16 protein-coding genes and 1 pseudogene are annotated in these 18,570 nt (G+C 72.3%); 8 read left to right on the forward strand and 9 right to left on the reverse strand.

Annotation, left to right across the window (positions count from 1 at the left end):
- Positions 1-124: 124 nt before the first annotated feature.
- Both OHA65_RS35175 and galT read left to right on the forward strand, forming a co-directional pair.
- Positions 125-940: pseudogene (locus OHA65_RS35175) on the forward strand (DeoR/GlpR family DNA-binding transcription regulator); the annotation flags it as partial.
- A 158-nt stretch (positions 941-1,098) separates the two neighbouring features.
- The gene (galT, locus tag OHA65_RS35180; RefSeq protein ID WP_328764684.1) at positions 1,099-2,133 is read left to right on the forward strand and encodes a galactose-1-phosphate uridylyltransferase; all 1,035 of its coding nucleotides are present in this window, start codon (positions 1,099-1,101) and stop codon (positions 2,131-2,133) included.
- A gap of 24 nt (positions 2,134-2,157) precedes the next feature.
- Here galT and OHA65_RS35185 read toward each other — a convergent pair whose 3' ends face one another.
- Entirely contained in the window at positions 2,158-2,598 is a 441-nt protein-coding gene (locus OHA65_RS35185; RefSeq protein ID WP_328764685.1) for a MarR family transcriptional regulator, read from the reverse strand.
- Between the two features lie 138 nt (positions 2,599-2,736).
- Between OHA65_RS35185 and OHA65_RS35190 the strand changes: the two genes are divergently transcribed.
- Together OHA65_RS35190 and OHA65_RS35195 are read left to right on the forward strand one after the other, a co-directional pair.
- Positions 2,737-4,239, forward strand: a complete 1,503-nt coding sequence (locus OHA65_RS35190) for an MFS transporter (RefSeq protein ID WP_405763249.1) — start codon at positions 2,737-2,739, stop codon at positions 4,237-4,239.
- Positions 4,240-4,366: 127 nt separating this feature from the next.
- Entirely contained in the window at positions 4,367-4,657 is a 291-nt protein-coding gene (locus OHA65_RS35195) for a hypothetical protein (protein WP_327280175.1), read from the forward strand.
- A gap of 9 nt (positions 4,658-4,666) precedes the next feature.
- Here the strand turns inward: OHA65_RS35195 and OHA65_RS35200 are convergent, their stop codons facing one another.
- Positions 4,667-4,885, reverse strand: a complete 219-nt coding sequence (locus OHA65_RS35200) for a hypothetical protein (protein ID WP_328764687.1) — start codon at positions 4,883-4,885, stop codon at positions 4,667-4,669.
- A complete protein-coding gene (locus OHA65_RS35205; protein ID WP_327280177.1) occupies positions 4,882-5,292 on the reverse strand; it encodes a hypothetical protein in 411 nt (136 codons plus the stop codon). The genes OHA65_RS35200 and OHA65_RS35205 overlap by 4 nt, the downstream gene beginning before the upstream one ends.
- A gap of 862 nt (positions 5,293-6,154) precedes the next feature.
- Between OHA65_RS35205 and OHA65_RS35210 the strand changes: the two genes are divergently transcribed.
- Together OHA65_RS35210 and OHA65_RS35215 are read left to right on the forward strand one after the other, a co-directional pair.
- On the forward strand, positions 6,155-7,234 hold the full coding sequence (locus OHA65_RS35210) for a hypothetical protein (protein ID WP_327280178.1): 1,080 nt from the start codon (positions 6,155-6,157) through the stop codon (positions 7,232-7,234).
- Between the two features lie 116 nt (positions 7,235-7,350).
- Positions 7,351-9,102 (forward strand): Ig-like domain-containing protein, encoded by a 1,752-nt coding sequence (locus OHA65_RS35215; protein WP_405763254.1) that lies wholly within the window; start codon positions 7,351-7,353, stop codon positions 9,100-9,102.
- 65 nt (positions 9,103-9,167) lie between these two features.
- On the opposite strand, the gene OHA65_RS35220 is transcribed toward OHA65_RS35215, so the two are convergent.
- From OHA65_RS35220 to OHA65_RS35235, 4 genes are all read right to left on the reverse strand, one after another.
- The gene (locus OHA65_RS35220; protein ID WP_328764689.1) at positions 9,168-10,049 is read right to left on the reverse strand and encodes a pirin family protein; all 882 of its coding nucleotides are present in this window, start codon (positions 10,047-10,049) and stop codon (positions 9,168-9,170) included.
- A gap of 103 nt (positions 10,050-10,152) precedes the next feature.
- Complete coding sequence (locus tag OHA65_RS35225; protein WP_327280181.1) at positions 10,153-10,815, reverse strand: hypothetical protein; 663 nt, start codon at positions 10,813-10,815, stop codon at positions 10,153-10,155.
- A 119-nt stretch (positions 10,816-10,934) separates the two neighbouring features.
- Positions 10,935-12,995, reverse strand: coding sequence for an RICIN domain-containing protein (locus OHA65_RS35230; protein ID WP_327280182.1), 2,061 nt, complete (start codon positions 12,993-12,995; stop codon positions 10,935-10,937).
- Positions 12,996-13,257: 262 nt separating this feature from the next.
- Positions 13,258-14,145 (reverse strand): EamA family transporter, encoded by an 888-nt coding sequence (locus OHA65_RS35235; RefSeq protein ID WP_327280183.1) that lies wholly within the window; start codon positions 14,143-14,145, stop codon positions 13,258-13,260.
- A gap of 39 nt (positions 14,146-14,184) precedes the next feature.
- On the opposite strand from OHA65_RS35235, the gene OHA65_RS35240 reads away from it, so the two are divergent.
- Positions 14,185-14,733, forward strand: a complete 549-nt coding sequence (locus tag OHA65_RS35240) for a MarR family transcriptional regulator (RefSeq protein ID WP_327280184.1) — start codon at positions 14,185-14,187, stop codon at positions 14,731-14,733.
- An 18-nt stretch (positions 14,734-14,751) separates the two neighbouring features.
- Here OHA65_RS35240 and OHA65_RS35245 read toward each other — a convergent pair whose 3' ends face one another.
- Positions 14,752-16,629 carry a galactose oxidase-like domain-containing protein gene (locus OHA65_RS35245; RefSeq protein WP_327280185.1) on the reverse strand — a complete coding sequence of 626 codons (1,878 nt, stop codon included), beginning with the start codon at positions 16,627-16,629 and terminating at the stop codon, positions 14,752-14,754.
- A 218-nt stretch (positions 16,630-16,847) separates the two neighbouring features.
- Here OHA65_RS35245 and OHA65_RS35250 point away from each other — a divergent pair, with 218 nt between their 5' ends.
- Positions 16,848-17,519 (forward strand): DUF4360 domain-containing protein, encoded by a 672-nt coding sequence (locus tag OHA65_RS35250; RefSeq protein ID WP_327280186.1) that lies wholly within the window; start codon positions 16,848-16,850, stop codon positions 17,517-17,519.
- Positions 17,520-17,592: 73 nt separating this feature from the next.
- Here OHA65_RS35250 and OHA65_RS35255 read toward each other — a convergent pair whose 3' ends face one another.
- Positions 17,593-18,519 carry an AraC family transcriptional regulator gene (locus OHA65_RS35255; RefSeq protein ID WP_327280187.1) on the reverse strand — a complete coding sequence of 309 codons (927 nt, stop codon included), beginning with the start codon at positions 18,517-18,519 and terminating at the stop codon, positions 17,593-17,595.
- Positions 18,520-18,570 lie beyond the last annotated feature (51 nt).

Consider the following 18,570-nt stretch of genomic DNA (forward strand, 5'->3'; position numbering starts at 1 on the left):
GCCGCCGCACTGCCGGTCGCCGCCCCCCAACTGCGGTTTCTTCGTGCTCTGTTGACTTCTGTTGGTTCCGTCAGGATGCTTCACTCGACCGGGGACGCCGGTGCCCCAGGAGAGGAACCGCCGCATGGCCGATCCCGGCAGCCTGCTGGCCCATCAGCGCCGCGCCCTCATCCTCGAAGAGGTCCGCCGGCGCGGCGGGGTGCGGGTGAACGAGCTGACCCGCTCCCTGAACGTCTCCGACATGACCGTCCGCCGGGACCTGGACGCCCTCGCCCGTGAGGGCCTGCTCCGCAAGGTGCACGGCGGCGCGGTCCTCGGCGACGAAGCCAGCAGTCACGAACCCGGGTTCGAGGCCAAGTCGGAATGGGAGACGGTGGCGAAGCAGGCCATCGCCAAGGCGGCGGCCGCCCTCGTCGCGCCGGGCTCGGCCATCGCCCTGTCCGCCGGGACCACGACCCATGCGCTGGCCCGGGAGCTCACCGAGGTCACCGGTCTCACGGTGGTCACCAACTCGGTCCGCACCGCCGAGGTCTTCGAGGCCGCCCGCCGGACCGCGAGCGCCGGCAACACCGCGACCGTCATCCTCACCGGCGGCATCCGCACCCCCTCCGACGCGCTCGTCGGACCCATCGCCGATCAGGCCATCCGCTCCCTGCACGTCGACCTGCTCTTCCTCGGCTGCCACGGCCTGGGCACCGCCACCGGGCTGACCACACCGAACCTCGCCGAGGCGGAGACCAACCGGGCCTTCCTGCGCTCCGCCCGGCGTACCGCACTGCTCGCCGACCACACCAAGTGGTCGACCGTGGGGCTCACCACCTTCGCCGCCCTGGAGGAGGTCGACGTACTGGTCACCGACTTCCTCCCCGCGGAGGAGGCCGTCGCGGTCACCGAGCGGGTCGGTGAAGTGCTGTCGGCCGCGCCGCCTGCGCCGCCTGCGCCGCCTGCGCCGCCTGCGCCGCCTGCGCCGCCTGCGCCGCCTGCGCCGCCTGCGCCGCCTGCGCCGCCTGCGCCGCCTGCGCCGCCTGCGCCGCCTGCGCCGCCTGCGCCGCCTGCGCCTCCCGTGCCGCCCGCGCCTCCCGTGCAGGAGCGCCGGTGGTGAGGAAGACCCGTACGACCCTGTCCGACGGACGGGCGCTGATCTACTACGACGACGGGCCCGCCGCGGGGGAGGCGGTGCGCGACCGCCCCGACTCCCGCCGGCTGCCGCCCACGGCGACGCGCTCCGAGCGGCGCCACGACCGGCTGCTCGACGAGTGGGTGGTGATCGCCTCGCACCGCCAGGGCCGCACCCATCTGCCGCCCGCGGACCAGTGCCCGCTGTGCCCGTCGGCCCCGGGCCGGCCCACCGAGATCCCGGCCCCCGACTACCAGGTCGCCGTCTTCGAGAACCGGTTCCCCGCCCTGTCCGGACCGCAGGGAGGTCGCTGCGAAGTCGTCTGTTTCAGTCCCGACCACGAGGTCTCGTACGCCGACCTCGGCCCGGCCCAGGTCCGTACCGTCCTCGCGGCCCTGGCCGACCGCACCGCCGAGCTCGCCGGAGTCCCGGGCGTGGAGCAGGTGTACTGCTTCGAGAACCGGGGCCCCGAGATCGGCGTGACGCTCACCCACCCGCACGGGCAGGTCTACGCGCTGCCCGTCCTCACCCCGCGCACCCGGCGCATGCTGGACACCGTCTCCCGCCACCACCGGGCCACCGGCCGCAACCTCTTCGACGAGGTCCGCGACGAGGCCCTGGCCGACGGCCGCCGGGTCGTGGTCGCGGGGGAGCACTGGAGCGCGTTCGTACCGGAGGCCGCGCGCTGGCCGTACGAGGTACACCTCTACCCGCACCGGCGCGTCCCCGACCTGCCCGCCCTGACGGAACCCGAGCGGGAGGAACTGGCCGTCCTCCACCTGGATCTGCTCGGCCGCTTCGACCGGCTCTTCCCCACGCCGGCCCCGTACATCTCGGCATGGCACCAGGCCCCCGTGCGCACCGGCCGGGAGCTCTACGCCCTCCACCTGGAGCTGTTCACCACCCGGCGGGCCGCCGACAAGCTCAAGTACCCGGCCGGAACCGAGTCCGGGATGGGTCAGTTCATCAACGACATCGCGCCCGAGAGGGCGGCGGCAGTGCTGCGGGCGGCCTGAGGGCCGCCGCCCGCGCCCGGTGCCTCAGGCGTCCTTCTCCATGGTCGGGCGCAGCCGCTCCAGCAGGGCGTAGAGCGTCGCGCTCTCGGTCGCATCGAGGGTGTCGAGCGCGCCGTGCGTGGCCTGCATCTCCTCGCGCACGCGCCGGATGGTCTCGCGGCCGGCCTCGGTCGCGACGACGTTCTTGACGCGGCGGTCCGCGGGGTCGGGCTCGCGGCGCACCAGCTCACGGGCTTCCAGACGGTCCACGATCCCGGTGACGTTCGATGCATCACACACCAGGAGGGTGGCGAGGCCGCGCATCGGGAGCGGGCCGTTGAGCTGGGCGAGGACCCGGGCCTGGGTGGAGGTGAGGCCGTAGTGGGCCGCCGCAGCCGCGAAATCGCGCCACTGCGCGGTTCCGATGGCGGCGAGCAGCTCCAGCAGCTGGAGCTTGGTGGGGGTGTGGGGGGTGGTCGCGCTCATGCTTCGAAGCGTACTCAGGTTGGTTGACATTATCAATTGTTTACTTGACCACTTTAACTATTGACGTCTACCGTCTACGGAGTTACTTGATGACATCAAACATCTGCGATCTGAAGCACTAAGAAGGTCCTGCCAGCCATGAGCACCGCCGCCCCCACTCCCGCCGAGGCCAAGGACAGGAACGAGACGGTCATCGTCTTCGCCCTGAGCCTTGCCGCCATGGTCGTGTCGATGATGCAGACCCTGCCGGTCCCGATCCTGGGCCTCATCCGCACCGACCTGGGCACCTCGACCGCCAACGTGAGCTGGGTGACCACCGCCACGCTGCTGTCCGCCGCCGTCTTCACCCCGCTGCTCGGCCGCTTCGGCGACCAGCACGGCAAGAAGCCCACGCTGGTGGCCGTCCTCGGCGTCATGGTCGCCGGCTCCGTCATCGCCGCCCTCGCGACCTCGCTGCCGCTGCTGATCCTGGGCCGCGTCCTCCAGGGCGCCGCCACCGCGATCTTCCCGCTCGCTCTCTCGGTGCTGCGCGAGGAAGTCCGCCCGCAGAAGCTCCCCGGCGCGATGGCACTGGTCAGCGGCACCCTCGCCTTCGGCAGCGGCCTGGCGCTCGTCGCCACCGGCCTGCTCACGTCCGGCTCCGGCGCCGACTACCGCAACGCCTTCTGGATGGCGACCGGCTTCGCGACCCTCGCCCTGCTCGCCGTCGCCTTCCTGGTCCCCGCCACTCGGCACAAGACCGGCGGCCGCACCGACTTCCTCGGCGCGCTGACCCTCGGCATCGCCCTGCTGCTCCTCCTGCTGCCCATCTCGCAGGGCCACGAGTGGGGCTGGACCTCCGGCCGCACGCTGGGCAGCTTCGCCGGCGCCGCCGTGATGGCCGCCGTCTGGGTGCTGGTCGAGCGCAAGGTGAGCGAACCGCTCGTCGACATGAAGATGTTCGTCCACCGCCCGGTGCTCATGGCCAACCTGGCCGGCATCCTCGTCGGCTTCGGCATGTTCGCGAACTTCCTGGGCGTCTCGTACCTCGTCCAGATGCCGCAGAAGCTCACCGGCTACGGCTTCGACGCCTCCATCCTGCGCGCCTCCGTCCAGTTCCTGCTGCCCGGCGCGATCGTCTCGCTGCTCGCCTCGCCCGTCGGCGGCCAGCTGGTTCGCCACCGCGGCCCGCGCGTGGCCCTCGGCCTCGCCGCCGCGCTCGGCGCCGTCGGCTTCGGCTGGCTCGCGCTCGACCACGGCCACACCTTCTCGGTGATCGGCGCCGGCCTCATCGTCGGTGCGGCCGTCAGCTTCGGCTACGCGGCCATGCCCGCCGTCATCATGGCGAGCGTCCCGCACCACCAGAGCGGCATCGCCAACGGCATCAACTCGATCTCCCGCTCCACCGGCAGCGCGATCGGCAGCGCCATCGTCACCACGATCCTGGCGTCGAAGACCATCGAGCACCTGCCCGCCGGCGTCCCGGCGCTGCCCGCCGAGTCCGGGTTCACCCTCACCTTCTGGATCGGGGCCGTCGCCTTCGCCCTGGTCGCGGTGATCAGCTGGGTCGGCCTGCGCGGAGCGCACGGACCGCGCACCGTCGAGGCGAGCGTTCCCGCCGCCGCGAAGGTGACGGAGCCGGAGCCGGCCGAGACGGTCTGACCCGGCACTTCGAAGGGACGGCGCCGTTCGCGGATGCCGTCCCTTCGCATGCGTGCTGTCCTGTTCATGGGCGGGACCGCCACCGGGCGGCGGGGGCCCGACCCCGGCACGCGAGGAGTGACCTGTCATGGCGATCCTGATGCACGCTGCTGTACCGGGCATCACGGCCGACCAGTACGACGCCCTCCATGCGAAACTCCGGGACATCCCTGGAATTTTCGACGGCTGCATCTCCCACGTCTGCGTCGCGACCCCCGCCGGTCTGGACATCTACGACGTCTGGGAGAGCGAGCAGCACATGGACGCGTTCTCCGAGAAGCTGATGCCCGTCGTGCAGGAGCAAGGATGGGAGGCCCCCGCCGCCCGCCCCGCGGTGTTCCCCGTGCACAACTACGGGTTCCCCGGGGGCGAGGGGTAGCGGCCGGTCCTACGAAGCCGGGGCCGGGGCCGGGGCCGGGGCCGAAGGCGGAGACGGGTGCGGAGCCGCCAAGCCCGTCGCGAACTTCTCCCACTGCCCGGTGACGATCTCCTGCGGCACCCCGCCGAAGTCCTCGGTGTCGATGGCGTCCGACCGGAACGCGAGCGTGACGGACCCCGAGCGGACCAGCGTCAGGTACTGGTGGAGCGCGATGCCCCGGTCATTCACGTCCTGCGTCCCGATCCGGTACGCGCGCCTCGTAGCCCAGTGCCGGAGCCCGGACCGGCTCCACCCCGAGGACCTCCGCCCCGGCGAGTGCACGCTCCTCGGCACAGCCGCCCGCGCGCCGGTCGGCCCGCGTCTGCCAGCGACTCCACGGCGGCGGCCGCGGCGCCGGCGTCCCGGTACGTGCGCAGCACGATCTCGGTGCCCACCGCCTGGAGCTCGCCCGGGACGCTCACCCTGGCGTAGGCCCGGGCGGTGTGACCCGCCGTGCCGACATTCGTCAGCGGGCCGCAGACCGCGGGCCGCGCTTCGTAGAGCTCGCTCATGGGCTCGTCGAGAAGCGGCTCCCGGACCTCGTACGGGCCCAACTCCTCGCCCTCCGCGACGCCCAGCGCCTTGAGCCGCTCCATGCCCGGCCCCGGCGTACCGCTCGGGCTCGCGGCGGCGCTCCCGGTCGGCGCTGCACAGGCCGGCTTCCCGGAACCACTGCATCCGGCCGTACCCGCGAGCAGTGCGGCTGCGCCGACGGCGACGCCCGCTGCCCTCGCCCGCCGCAGCCGCCTCCCGCTCCCCGCCCCGTACGTCTGCCGCCGTCCCCCGAGATCGCGTCGAAAACCCGAGTGTCGCGGGCGGGGCGGCCGCCGCCGCCCCGGGCGATGCGCGCGGTCCTCGTTGAGCCGGTCGGCGTGCGTCGCGAACGGGCCGCGCCCGGCGTGAACGCTGGTGCGCGCGCCCGTCCCGCGCTCCTGCGCGCCCCGGCAGACGCCGCAACGGCCCGGCCCGTCATCGCGCAAGGCATTCCGCTTGGCTGCCGCGAGGAGGTCGTACGGCCGTGACCCGGGTGTGCTGCATGCCGCACGAGGGCGGTCATCGCCCGCCCGCGGGGCTACTGGACGGTCACATCGACGGTCACCCCGATGGTCGCGCCCCATGTGCCGGGCTGCGAACCTCATGATTCCGCATCTGCTAGTTCATCGGGTCAGCAACCTATGTAGATGCGGCGCTGCAACCCTGTTAGAGTCCGCATGCGCGACTCCGAGACGAGGGTGGCGATATGGCCGATCCGCACCCCTGATCTGCCCCTGAGCGGCGTACATCCGCGAAGCAGGCAGCAGTTGTGATGCCGTGGCACTTCCGCACCGACGACGTCGGCGCCCCCGTCACCCCGGGGCGCATCCGTCGTGGAAACCAGCAAACCCGTCAGTCCGGTTCTCAGCGGCCGGATATCGAGCCATGCCGCCTTCGTCGCCTATTGAGATGGGGAGAACACAAGTGAACACGGGACTTCTGCGACGTCACGTCGCAGGCAAGGCGCTGGTCATGAGTGCCGTACTGGCCCTGGCCCTGCCGGGCACCGCATACGCCAACACCGTGAGCGTCACCGTGAAGACCCCCGGGGCCACCTCCGGGCCCGGGACGACCTTCTCCGAGATATCCACCCACGCGGACTGCAGCAGCGGCCTGATCTCCGGAGGCGGGATCAACCAGGCCATCGGAACCGGTACTTCATCGAACGGCAACAAGATCAACGGCACCTCGCCGAGCCCTGACGGCAGCACCGAGTACACCGGTTCGACCGGCGTCGTCGGCACGGACGTGACCCACTGGCTCGGCATCGGCGGCAGCGGCGGGGCGGTCAACGCCTCCTTCTCCAGCACCCCGTACGCGATGTGCTTCACGAGCAACCTGATCAACCACACCCAAGTGGTCATGAACAAGATCGCCGGACCCACCGGCAGCGGGACGGTGGGCCTGGTCGTCGCGACCTGCCCGGCCAACACGCGACTGCTCGGCGGCGGTGCCCGGATCACTCCTGCCAGCGTCGGCAGCCTGAAGCCGATCGCCAGTTTCCCGACCTTCAACGACTCCGGACACGCCTTCGGCCAGAAGGCAGCGGCCGACGGTGAGACCAACCCCGACTCCTGGGCCGCGGTCGGCTGGAACGGCGGCGGAGGCGACAGCGGCAACACCACCTACGCGTACGCCATCTGCAGCGGCAACAACATCGACATCAGCGGCGCCACCGTGAAGGTGCGCTTCAGCGAGGTGAGCGGCCCGACCTCGGCCACCGCCGGACAGACGCTGACGGTCGGCTGCGGCCAGAACGACGGCAAGCTGGTCAGCGGGGGCGCAGCCATCAGCGGCGGCAGCGTGACGACCACCAACTTCACCGGCCCGGGTTCCGTCGGCGACCACCTCAACGGCAGCTACCCCAGCAACTCCGGCGGCACGCCCGTCAGTGACGGGACCACCACCGCGGCCTACTGGTCCGCGTTCACCCACACCGGGGGAAGCAGCTCGCCGAGCACCTACTCCGACGCCTGGGCCCTCTGCGTCAACGACGGCGTCTGACACGGCTCCTGACTCCTGCCGGTGGGCAGGCGCGGCACGGACCGCGCCCGCCCACCGGTCACCCCAACCCACCTCGGTCACCCTTCAAAGGGTCCGGAGAGGCAGCGTCACTTCCCATGAACCGCCGTTCGACCCCTCGCTCCACCCTGCGCGCCGTCCCTCGGACGCGCACCTCGACATCGAAGACGGCGATCGTGCTCAGCGCGACCGGCCTGCTCGCCGCCGTCCTCGCACCCCTAGCCGCCGCTGACCCGGCGGCCGTACCCTCGCCCTGTGGCGCCGGCGGGATCTTCACCGCCTCCCCGCCCACGTGTACGTACGCCACCGCCGGGACGGACACCTTCACGGTGCCGGACGGCGTCGGCGCGATCGGCGTCGACCTGTTCGGCGCCGAAGGCGGCAGTGCGGCCGGGTTCGTCGACCCGAGCCCGCGCAACGACGGATCCCCCGGCGGACTCGGCGGCGAGACCCGCGCCACCCTCACCGTGAGCCCCCGACAGAGCATCCAGATCACCGTGGGCGCCGTCGGAAGCTCCGGCACGTCCCGGCACGGCGAGTACGCCCGGCCCGGCGGCACCGGACACGGCGCCGGCGGCGGTGGCGCGCACGGCGGCGGTGGTTCCGGCGGCGGTGGTTCCGACGTACGGGTCGGCGCCTTCGGCGCGGCGGACCGGATCCTGGTCGCGGGCGGCGGCGGGGGCGCGGGCAACGGCGGCCCCCTGCTGCACGGTGGCAACGGCGGCGGCCTCGAAGGGGAGCGCGGCGGCGAGGGCGGCGGTCCCGTCGGCTCCGGCGTCTCCGGCGGCGGTGGCACGCAGAGCGCCCACGGCGTCGGCAGCCCCAACTCCGCCCAGGGCGGCCCGGGCATCGCCGGCAGCGACATCGACCCCAACACCGGCCTGCCCAATCCCGGGAGCGGCGGCCCGGGCGGCAACGGCGGACAGGGCGGCAACGGGGGCGGCGGTGGTGGCGGCGGCTACTTCGCCGGAGCCGGCGGCTCGGGCGGCGGGAGGATCGGGAACCTCTACGGCGCCGGCGGCGGCGGGGGCAGCGGCTTCGCGGTGCCCTCTGCGACCGGCGTCTCCCTCCTGCAGGGCGTGAACCACGGCAACGGCAAGGCCGTCGTGTCCTTCCGGTACGGGACCACGCTCTCGCTCACCGCGGACACGGCCACCCCGCTGTTCGGGCATGCGGTCACGCTCACCGCGGCTGTCGCCACGGCGAACCCCGCCGCCGGACCCCCGCACGGCACGGTCACCTTCTCCGACGGGCCGAAGCAGCTGGCGACGGTGCCGCTGACCGACGGCCTGGCCGAGTTCAAGACCGACTCCCTGCGCCCCGGCGCCCATTCGGTCACCGCCGCCTACAGCGGTGACCAGGCCTTCATGCCGAGCGCCGTGGCGGGAGCCACCGACATCACCGTCGGGTTCAGCCGCCCGTGCATCACGACGGCCCACCAAGGACCGCTGACCGTGGCCTCCGGCGAGTCGCTCTGCATCGCACCCGGCGGCAGCCAGACCGGCCCGTTGACGGTCCGCTCCGGCGGTGCGCTGGCCGTGACCGGAGCCGAGGTCACCGGTCCCGTCTCCAGCGACGGCGCGCTCGCCGTCGCGGTCTGCGGATCGCAGCTCACCGGCCCGGTCACCGTCAGCCGCACCAGCGGTTCCGTGCTGATCGGCTCTGACGACGCCGCCACCGGCTGCCCGGGTAACACGGTCCGCGGCCCGGTGAGCGTGAACGGCAACACCGGAGGCGTCGAGATCTCGGCCGACACGGTCGTCGGTCCGCTGCGCTGCGACGCCAACCTCCCCGCCCCGCGGCAGAGCGGCAACACGGTGGAAGGCCCGCGCTCAGGCCAGTGCCGATGACCGCGAGCTGCTGAACACGGCAGGGCCGCCCCGGGCCAGGGGCGGCCCTGCCGCGGCAACCCGTCTCAGATGTCGATGTGGCCCATCAGCCCGCGCTGGTAGTCGACCTGGGCCTGGCGGATCTCGGCGGCGGTGTTCATGACGAACGGGCCGCTGCGCGCCACGGGCTCGCCGATCGGCTCGCCGGCCAGGACCAGCACCTCGGCCGCGTCGCCGGGGGCCTCGACCGCGAACCGTTCCGCGTCGCGGCCGAGGATCGCGAGGTGCCCGTCGGGGAGCTGGGCGTCGGGGGTGGCGGCGGTCCCGGACAGCACGTACAGCATGACGTTGTGCCCGGCCGGGACGGTGAACTCGGCGCGGCCGCCGGCCGCGAGGCGGGCGTGCACGACGAGCACCGGGGTGTGCGTCTCGAACGGTCCGCGTACCCCGTGCGTGCTGCCCGTGATCACGGTGAGCTCGGCGCCGCCGTCCTCGGCGACCACCGTGGGGATGTCGCCGGGGGCCGAGCCGTACTGGACGCGCGGCGGCGTCGCCTTGAGCCGGGCCGGCAGGTTCACCCAGATCTGGAGCAGGTGCTGCGGACCGCCGTCGGCGAGCAGTTCGGGGGTGGGACGGGCGAGGTGGACGAGCCCCGATCCGGCGGTGAGCCACTGCACCTCACCGGGGTTCATGACGCGCTTGTGCCCCTCGGAGTCGATGTCCTCCATCGCGCCTTCGATGACGTACTGGATGGTCTCGAACCCGCGGTGCGGGTGCGGCGGCGCACCCTTGGCCTCGCCGGGGCCGAGTACGTGGGGGCCTACCTGGTCGACCATCAGGAACGGGTCGACCAGGGGAAGTTCCGGCTGCGGAAAGGGACGGCGGACCGGAAAGCCCTCGCCCTCGAAGGTGTGGAAGGGGCGGACGACGCGGGTGGTGGAGCGCACGGCGGCGGTGGTGATGTCCATGTACCGAATGAACGGCACGGCGAATTCCACTGTCAACGCGCGCCCGTTTGGTTGTCAGGTCCCACCGACGGCTCCGGCCACCGCGCCACCCGCCCCTGCGGGGTCAGCGCCTGCGGGCCCGGGCGCGGCGCAGCAGCACACCGGCGGCGGCGCCGGCCAGGGCGATCACGACCACACCCGCCGTGGTCCACCACATGGTGCGGTCGTCGTCCTCGCCGGCCGGAGCCGCGGACGGCTCGCTCGCGGGCGACGGGCCCTGCGCCTGCGCGGGAGCCGGCGACGCGGACGACACCGGTGCGCCCGACGCACCCGGTGCGGCGGACGGCCCGCCCGGGGCGGCCGCGCTCGGCGTGGCGGCGGACGGCGCAGGGTCGACCACCGGAACGGCGATCTCCTTCTCACCGTGCCCGAGGGACGGGAACCCCACGTCGACGGTGACCTTCCAGGTGCCGGGCGGCAGCACCTCGGCCGTGCTCCAGCCGGTGCGCGTCCCGGCGTCGCGGACCAACCGCCAGGGCCCCATCGTGCGGGAGCCGTCGGGGCTGGCCGAGTTCACCGTGGCGGCAACCGCCTCCTCGATGGCGTCCCCGTCGTTCTCCCAGGTGATCTCGGTGGTGACGTGGCCTTCCCGCTGCCCGGTGACCACGACCTTCACGGTGTCGCCGTGGGCGTGGGCGGCTGTGGGGACGGCCAGGGCCTGGGCGAGGAACAGGAACAGGAAGCCGAGTCCGGTGCGGACGGGGAGGGCGTGTCGTCGTGTACGCATCGTTGGGTGCTCCTGGTGCGGTGGGATGCGATGTGCTGTGGTGCGGGAGATGAGGGGGCCGGTGGACGGCCGCGCGGGGCGGCCGTCCACCGGCGGAAGGCGGGTCGGGCTCGGGCAGGTCAGCCGGCCTTCTGGACCGTCCACACCTGGGTCGCGCGGCCGTCCGCGCGCTGGAGGTCGAGCAGCCAGTCGCCGTAGTACGGGCGGCTGCTCACGGTCAGGGCGTAGTTGCCGCTGCCGTCGGTGACGGTCATGCCGCCGCCGCGGGCCGACAGCTTCCACTGCTGCGCGGAGCTGTTGCCGCACGGCTGCTGCGCGATCCACATCCCTGCGGCAGGGGCGCCGCCCGTCTGGAGGCACTTGCCGGAGACCGCGGACTTGATGCGGACGAGCCCGCCGCCCGCGTCGTCGAAGAGCCACTGCTGCTGGGCGTAGCCGTTGGCACGGCCTCCGACCAGCACGGTGCCGTCGGCGCTGCGGCCGCCCCACACCTCGGCGGCCATGCCGGTGCTGCCGTTGCCGAGCGTGTAGCGGGTGCCGGGGGTGGTGGTGCCGCCGGCGCCGGTCGTGCGGAACGTGACGGTCGGGCCCGCTCCGCTGTCACGGCCGGAGCCGTCGCGGACCGAGACGGCGACCTTGTACTCGGTGCCCGGCTGGAGGTTGTAGATGCGCAGGGCCTGGGACTGGACCCAGGTCAGGTGCTTGCCGTTCAGGAGGACCTGGTACCAGGCGGCGCCGTCGACCTTCGGCCAGCTCACCACGACGGAGTTCGACTGGATCTGAGCCGCCGTCACCTTGGGTCCGCCCGTGGGCTTCTTGGTCGGCGTCGGGGTGGGCTTCGGCGTGGGCTGCGGGTTGGGGTCGGGGTTCGGGTTGCCGCCCTTGCCCTTCATCAGGAACTGGTTGTCGGCGATGTTCCAGTGCGTGGCCAGGTAGCTTCCGGCCTTGGGGTTGGTGTGGAAGTAGTCGTCGTGGTTGCAGTCCAGGATGTTCTCGGCTGCCTGGTTGGTGCACACGTTGCGCATCTGCGGGTAGTACGGGGTGTCCGAGTAGCACATGACGTCCCACTCGTCCGTGCAGTGGGCGCCGCGGCTGGTGTTGGGGGCGCTGTTGTTGACCGCGCCGAGGTTGTGGCCGAGTTCGTGCGCCGCGGTGTGGCCGCCCCAGCAGCCGGAGTCCGTACGGCCGTAGGAGGGGCCGAAGTTGCTCTGGTTGTCCTGGCCGGGGCGCTCGTCGCCCGCGAAGGTGCCGATGCCGCAGTAGACCTGGGTGTCGGAGAAGATCATGTACTTGCGGTCGCGCCGGTTGAGGCCCTTGTCGGCGAGCGCGTTGTTGGTGGCGCTGAACTCGGAGAGCGCGGAGGCGGGGAGCTCGATGTTGAGCACGGTCGGCGTGCAGTCCGCGGCCGTCACGAAGCGGATGTGGCGGATGCCGCCGGTCTCCTGGGCGCTCGTCGAGTAGATGAGGTCGGCGTCGGCCGCCCACTTGCGGAACGAGGCGAAGTACTCGGAGTAGCGGTCGCGGTCGGAGCCGTGGACGTACACGACCTGGACGCGGTTGCCGCTGCTGCCGTCGCCGTCGCACTGGACGGTCTGGCCGGCCGGGCCGGCGGCGACGGCCTGGTTGCCGCCGGACGCGGCGGGCTTCGGCGCCGCGGAGGGCGCTGCCTTGGCGGACTGGGCGTCGGCGGCGGGCGCGTCCTGAGGACGCCCGCTGCCTTCCGCCGCTGCGGCCGCGTCGCCGGCCTCGGGCTTCGCCGGGTCGGCGGCCGCGGCCTTCGTCTTCACGACGGGCGCGACATCGGCCTTGATGTCCACGTCCTTCGGCGGGGCGTCGGGGCCGTGGGTGCAGAGACCGGCCTCCGTGCGGTAGACGCCGACGCAACGGTCGCCCTTCGGCGCGGCCTTGAGCCCGTCGAAGACCATGCCCTTGGCGGTCTCGTTGGCGGGTTCGCCCACGATGGGCGCCGGCTCCGCGTCATGGGCCGGTGCGGCGGCGGCCTGTACGACGGTTTCTGCTGCCGCTTCGGCCTCGGCGGTCCCCGCTTGGGCGTTGTCGCCGAGCCCGGAGTAGGCGAGTCCGCCCGCTATCACCGCCGCCGTGGCCATGGCGGCGGTGAGGAGTATCAACCGGCGCGGCTTGCGTCGGTGTTCGCGCTGCTTCCTGCGATGTCTAGTCATGCGCACCTCAAATCCTTGGTCGGAGGAGTGGGTGCGCCGCAGCCTGCCAGACGGGCGCCGTGGAGAATTCGGACAAACTGGAATGGCGTCCGAGATATCAGACTGTTACCTGCTGGTTAGATTTGATGAACAGTCAATTTGCTTGAAAATCAAGCCCGTTACGCGCGTAGGCCGCTAATGGTCCAGGCCACATCGAAGATCTCGTTACCAAATCGAGATATGGGGCGAACCCTTGTTGACGGTAATTCAGTCAGGGATTCACCTAATTACTACCTGCCGAATTCCCCTCGTTACGAGCGGTGAGGAATCCTCCCCTCCGCCCCAGCAGGATGCCCGTCAGGGTCAGCAGGAGTCCGCAGATCTGTCGCAATGTGAGTGACTCTCCGGCGATCGCCGTGCCCAACAGGACGCCCGTGACCGGGTTCAGCAGCCCCAGTAGGCCGACGTTCGCGGCCGGCAGCCGCCGCAGCCCCGCGAACCAGGCGGCGAAGGCCAGCGCCGTCGCGACGACCGTGACGTAGCCGAACGCCAGCAGTGCGCGGACGTCGAGGTCCGGGGGCGGTCCCTCGATGGCGACGGCGAACGGCAGCAGCATGAGGCCGCCGCCGAGCAGCTGCCACGCCGTCGAAGCGAGCACCTCCACGTCCGCGCTCCACCGCTTGGCGAGGACGTAGCCGAGCGAGGACATCGCCACGGCGGCCACGGAAGCCAGCACGCCCAGGGTGTCCATCGGGACGGCCCCGGTGAGGAGCATCGAGGAGACCCCGGCCACGCCGAGTCCGGCGCCGGTCAACTGTCGGGGTCCCGGCCGCTCGGCGATCAGCGCCCAGGCGAACAGCATCATCGCCAGCGGGGCGGTGGCCATCACGGTCGAGGCGGCGCTCGTCGGCAGCCGCTGCGCGGCGACGTAGACCAGTGCGAAGAAGCCGCCCATGTTGAGGAAGCCAAGCAGCAGGGACTTCCACCACCAGGACCCGCGGGGCGCCTTCCGGCAGGCGGCCAGGAGCAGGACGCCTGCGGGCAGGGCCCGGAAGGCCCCTCCGTACAGCGGGTGGCCGGCGGGCAGGAACTCCCGGGTGACGTAGTAGTTCGTGCCCCACGCGATCGGCGCGACCGCCGTCACCAGCGACCACCGAAGATTGGCTTCCATGGAAGACATAATACCTTCCATGGAAGCTATACTGGCGGGGTGAGCCGAGAAGCCGATGGAACGCATGTGCACACCCGCGCGGGAACGCCCCCCGACCACGTCGCCCGCATCCAGGCCGAGTGGGCCCGCGAGCGTCCGGACGTCGACGTCGCCCCACAGGGCGTGATCGGGCGGCTGCACCGCCTCGGGCTGCTCCTGACGGACCGCCTGACCCTCGTCTACCGCCGCTACGGCCTGAGCGAGGGGGAGTTCGACGTACTGGCAGCCCTGCGCCGCGCGGGCACGCCCTACGAACGCGCCCCCGGCGAGCTGGCGGTGCACACCATGGTGACCACGGGCGCCATGACCAAGCGGATCGACCGGCTCGAACGGGACGGCCTCGTCGCGCGCCGCCGCTGCGCCGCCGACGGCCGGGGGCGCGTGGTCGCCCTCACCCCGGCCGGGTGCGAGCTGATCGACCGGGCGTTCACCGAGCACATGGAGAACGAACGGAGCCTGCTCGAAGACCTGACCCCGCAGCAGGCCGCACAACTGGAAACCCTGCTCACCGCCTGGCTGGCCCGGTTCGAGTCGCCGCCCGGGCCCTGAGGTCCGCGTCCGCCCCTGCTACCGGCGGCCGCCGAGCTTGACCCACTTCGCCGTGCTCGGGACCCCTTTGGCGTCGAGCAGGAACAGCATGTAGTACCCGGGCGGGGCGTCGGCCGCGCTCGGCGGCGTCCGCAGCCCGATCGCGGTGCCCCGTACGCCCGTGACCGTCAGTTCCAGATGGCGCTGACTGGTGTTCACCGCATGGGTGACCGTCGTCGGCGCCAGGAGTACGGCGCGCGTGACCCGGGCGGCGGTGGAACTGCGCACCTCGAAGCCGGCCCCGTAGCCCAGTTCGCCCCCGGGCACCCGGTCCAGCGCCGGCCGACCGCCCCGGTGCAGGTACGCGGGCTCGTAGAGCTCGATGCTGCCGTCCATCTCGTCCCCGATGTCGGGGTCGTTGGCGATCTGCTGGAGCTCGTCGCCGGTCACCATCATCCGGCCGTCCGGCAGCACCAGGGCATTGGAGTGGTAGCCGCGGGGCAGCCGCTGTACCGGCCCCGGCCCCCAGCGGCCCTGCGCATCGCGAAGTTCGATCTGCCGGTACTTGAGATCGGCCTGCGGATTGAAGGGCCCGTGCCCGTAGTCCCGGGTGTCCAGGGCTCCGTTGACCGTGAGCAGCGTCCCGTCCGGCAGGATCAGCGTGTCGTCCTGGGTCCGACCGAAGGCCCGCGGCTGCTCCGTGGTCCACCGCCCGCCGGACAACCGGTAGGTGTTCGGATCGTGCGGATCGCCGCCGAGCACCAGCACCGAGTCGGGGCCGCGGAACCCGGCCGGGAGCGGCACGGCCGACCCGTAGCCGCGGAAGTCGGCGGGCCGCCGGGGCAGATCGGTCCGGGTCTCCTTGACCGGGTCGAACAGCCACTGCTGATCGGCGTCCCGGCCCAGGCCGTAGACCATGCCGTCGCGCAGCGAGAACAGGTGCGGATAGTCGTTGCGGAACGGGGCGTCCGCCCGGAGCCGCTCGGCGGCCAGGCCGACCGGGATGTCGTACGTCCGCCAGGGCACGGGATGGCGCAGCGCGGGGAAGCGCTCCACGACCGGCGTGGGCGTGCCCGTACCCCGCTCGGACTGGCCGGACATGATGATCTGGCGCCCGTCCGCGCCCGTCACGACCGAGGGGTACCAGCGGCCGACGGACATGTCCTGGTTGCGGAACCAGGTCTCGGTCCACGGGTCGAACACGAAGGACAGTTTGGCGCCGCTGCCGCCCTTGCCGCCGTTGTTGCCGCCGAACACCCCGACCATCCCGTTGGGCAGGAAGGCGTGGCCCGCGCAGAAGAACGGGGCCGGGCGGGGCGTGTACGTACCGTCGGGCATCAGGACGGTCGGGGGCTCCACCTTCTTGAACGCCCGCGCCCCGGTGCCGCGGGACGGGTCCCACAGGAAGGCGCGGCCCGCGTTCGTCCGGCCGATGCGGTCGGTGGGGCCGGTCTCCTTGGTGGGGTCGACCTCCACGCGCTCGAAGGAGAAGAGCAGCACCTTGCCGGTCGGCAGCAGCGCGGTGTGGACACCGAAGTCGGGGGAGGGGAAGAACTCCGTGAACCGCCCGGACCGCGCCGCGGTGAACGCGGCATTGGCCTGCTGCTGCGAGGCCTTGAGGGCCGCCAGGCTCGCGGTGCGCTTCGACTGCGGGTATTCCTCGGGGCCCTTGAGCGCGCTCCGCCGCTGCGCGTGCGCCCGGGCGTGCTCCTCGCCGATGACGGCGGCCTCGTCGGCGTCGGCCTCGGCCTCGGCCCGGAGCGCGCCGTCGTCCGGCTGGTGGTGGCTCGGCGGGGATACCTGCCCGACCGGCACGGCGGAGGCGGGTGGAGCTGCTGCGGTGATTGAGGCGAGGGCGGCGGCGACGGCCACGCATGCGGACAGCACGGCGGACCGCCGTGCGAGCGGACCGGGCATGGACTCTCCTCCGTCGGCGGGATGTCCATAATATGAGAAATAGAACTATTGGTGCGGAATGACGCGGGTGGGGGTGGGTGAAGGTGGGTGGCGTGGGCCGTTCGGCCGTCATCCCGGGCCTGCTGAATCGTTTCTTCGGTGAACCGGGCCGTCCGACCGGGTGAGGCGGCGCACCCGGTGCGGCCCGGCGACCACCCGCGGTGGCTATCCATGGCGGTGTGATCAAGTCACTTCGCACCGCTCGCACCGCACTGACCGCCGTCGCCGTGACCGGATGTCTCGTCACGCTCTCCCCCTCGGCCGGTGCCACCGACACCGCCGCCGCCGCACCTCCCGGCCGGATCGGCGTCGACGTCGCCTCGGTCAACGGATCGGGCTGCCGCCCCGGCAGCGCCGCCGTCGCCGTGGCACCCGACAATTCGGCCTTCACCGTCACCTACAGCGAGTACATCGCCTCCGCCGGCGGGGGAGCCTCCGCCACCGAGGGCCGCAAGAACTGCCTGCTCTCCCTCCTCGTACACGTCCCGCAGGGGTACACGTACGCGGTGTCCCACGTCGACTACCGGGGCTACGGAAAGCTGGAGGAAGGAGCGACCGGAACCCAGAAGGCCAGCTACTACTTCCAGGGCATGAGCCAGACCGCCAACCGCACCCACCAGTTCCACGGCGCGCTCGACGACAACTGGCAGGTGACCGACACCACCGGCATCGAAGCCCTCGTCTTCGCCCCCTGCGGCGAGCAGCGCAACTTCAACATCAACACCGAGCTGCGCGCGGACGTCGGCACCTCCGACACGACCAAGACCAGCTACATGGCCGTCGACTCCACGGACGGCAGCATCAGCACCGTGTACCACTTCTCCTGGAAGCAGTGCCCGGCCCGCCGCTGAGCCGGCCGGCCCAGGGAGAGCCCGAGCGGCGGTGGCGGCGATCCGCCCCCGCCGCTCGCGGGCGCCCCGCCGTCTACGCAGCCTCCGCCGCCCCTGCCCGGTAGCGGCCCGGTGTGGTCCCGAACTCCCGGCTGAAAGCATGGGAGAAGGCGTACGGCGTGCCGTACCCGACCCGGCGGGCGATCGAGGCCAGCGGGTCCTGCGTGTCCCGGAGCAGGGTGGCGCCGTACGTCAGTCGCCACCACGTGAGGTACGCCATCGGCGGGCGGCCGACCAGCGCGGTGAACCGGCGCGCCAGCGTGGGCCGGGAGACGCCCGCCTCCGCCGCCAGCCGGTCGTTGGTCCAGGGTGCGGCCGGATCCGAGTGGAGCGCCCGCAGCGCGGCGGCCGCGACCGGGTCGCCCAGCACCGCAGACCAGGTTCCGCCCGAGCCCTCGGCCATCCAGGAACGGATCATGTAGACGAGCAGGAGATCGAGCAGGCTGGGCACCGCCATGCAGGCTCCCGGTCGCCGCTCGCCGCTCAGTTCGCCGCCCAACAGGGAGATCGCCGCCCGCAGTTCGAGGTGTGCGCCGACCCGGTTCGGCAGATGGACCACCTTCGGCAGCTCCAGCATCAGCGGGTGGACGCGACTGCGGTCGAGCCGGTACTTGCCGCACAGCATTTCCACCCTGCCGGGATCCTGCGAGGTGCTTCCCCGGAGCGCTCCCGCGGGCAGGAGGTCGAACGGCGCCGCGCGGGCCAAGGTCGCCGCGTCGGCAGGTGAGTCGGCGATCACGTGCCCCGTCCCGTGCGGCAGCAGCACCGCGTCGCCGGGGCCGAGGGAGACGGGCGCGCCGCCCCCGTCGGGCAGCAGCCAGCAGCTGCCCTCCAGCACCACGTGGAAGCCCGCGCCGTCGTACGGGGCGAAACGCGCGCACCAACTCCCGTTCACCGTGATTCGGTTGGAGGAAGGCCGCCCGATCCGGACGGCCGCGATGGCGTCGCTCACCACATCCATCGGGCCAGAGTACCCGTGGCGTCAAGGGTGAGACGATCGCGTATTCGTATG

The sequence above is a fragment of the Streptomyces sp. NBC_00045 genome, from assembly GCF_045041095.1.
GTDB lineage: Bacteria > Actinomycetota > Actinomycetes > Streptomycetales > Streptomycetaceae > Streptomyces.

Coding starts and splice junctions, on each gene's coding strand:
- OHA65_RS35185 (WP_328764685.1), bottom strand. CDS start 2,598: ATGAGCGCGACCACCCCCCACACCCCCACCAAGCTCCAGCTGCTGGAG.
- OHA65_RS35190 (WP_405763249.1), top strand. CDS start 2,737: ATGAGCACCGCCGCCCCCACTCCCGCCGAGGCCAAGGACAGGAACGAG.
- OHA65_RS35195 (WP_327280175.1), top strand. CDS start 4,367: ATGGCGATCCTGATGCACGCTGCTGTACCGGGCATCACGGCCGACCAG.
- OHA65_RS35205 (WP_327280177.1), bottom strand. CDS start 5,292: ATGGAGCGGCTCAAGGCGCTGGGCGTCGCGGAGGGCGAGGAGTTGGGC.
- OHA65_RS35215 (WP_405763254.1), top strand. CDS start 7,351: ATGAACCGCCGTTCGACCCCTCGCTCCACCCTGCGCGCCGTCCCTCGG.
- OHA65_RS35220 (WP_328764689.1), bottom strand. CDS start 10,049: ATGGACATCACCACCGCCGCCGTGCGCTCCACCACCCGCGTCGTCCGC.
- OHA65_RS35225 (WP_327280181.1), bottom strand. CDS start 10,815: ATGCGTACACGACGACACGCCCTCCCCGTCCGCACCGGACTCGGCTTC.
- OHA65_RS35230 (WP_327280182.1), bottom strand. CDS start 12,995: ATGACTAGACATCGCAGGAAGCAGCGCGAACACCGACGCAAGCCGCGC.
- OHA65_RS35235 (WP_327280183.1), bottom strand. CDS start 14,145: ATGGAAGCCAATCTTCGGTGGTCGCTGGTGACGGCGGTCGCGCCGATC.
- OHA65_RS35245 (WP_327280185.1), bottom strand. CDS start 16,629: ATGCCCGGTCCGCTCGCACGGCGGTCCGCCGTGCTGTCCGCATGCGTG.
- OHA65_RS35255 (WP_327280187.1), bottom strand. CDS start 18,519: ATGGATGTGGTGAGCGACGCCATCGCGGCCGTCCGGATCGGGCGGCCT.